Genomic DNA, 647 nt, shown 5'->3' with positions numbered 1-647 from the left:
GCCATGACGGCAACCGCCAAAGCAGCCTGAGAAGACCAAGGAGAGGAATTTATGAGCCATACGATCAATCACCTGCGCCGGCTCCGACTGCAACGCAGCGAACTCGCCGTGCCGGGCTCGAACACGGAGATGATCGGGAAGGCAGCCAGTTCGGACGCCGACTACATCTTCCTCGACATCGAGGATGCGGTAGCGCCGCCGGACAAGGAGCGCGCCCGCGCCAATATCGTGGCGGCGCTGAATGAGATCGACTGGCGGGGCCGCGGCAAGACCATCTCGGTCCGGATCAACGGCCTCGATACCCACTACATGTATCGCGACGTCGTTGTTCTCATGGAGCAGGCCGGCGACCGGATTGACACGCTGCTGGTGCCCAAGGTCGGCGTGCCCGCCGACCTCTACATGGTCGAGGCCATGATCAATCAGATCGAGATCGCCAACGGCTACAAGACCCGCGTTGGCCTCGAGGCGCTTATCGAAACCGCACTTGGCATGGCCAATGTCGAGGCCATCGCATCCTTCGGTGGCCGGCTGGAAGCGTTGCATTTCGGCGTTGCCGACTATGCCGCGAGCGTCAAGGCCCGCACCGTCAACATCGGCGGCCTCAACCCCGATTATCCAGGCGACCAATGGCATTTCGGCTTGTC

The 647-nt window shown here is 62.1% G+C and carries 1 protein-coding gene; it reads left to right on the top strand.

The window, feature by feature from the left end:
• Window positions 1-51: 51 nt before the first annotated feature.
• The coding region (locus EOA86_RS37340; RefSeq protein ID WP_164892440.1) for a CoA ester lyase at window positions 52-647 on the top strand (596 nt) is incomplete at its 3' end.

Source organism: Mesorhizobium sp. M5C.F.Ca.IN.020.32.2.1 (genome assembly GCF_004023105.1).
GTDB lineage: Bacteria > Pseudomonadota > Alphaproteobacteria > Rhizobiales > Rhizobiaceae > Mesorhizobium > Mesorhizobium wenxiniae.
Note: the sequence above shows the minus strand (reverse complement) of the source record. Positions and strands in the feature narration are given on the sequence as shown.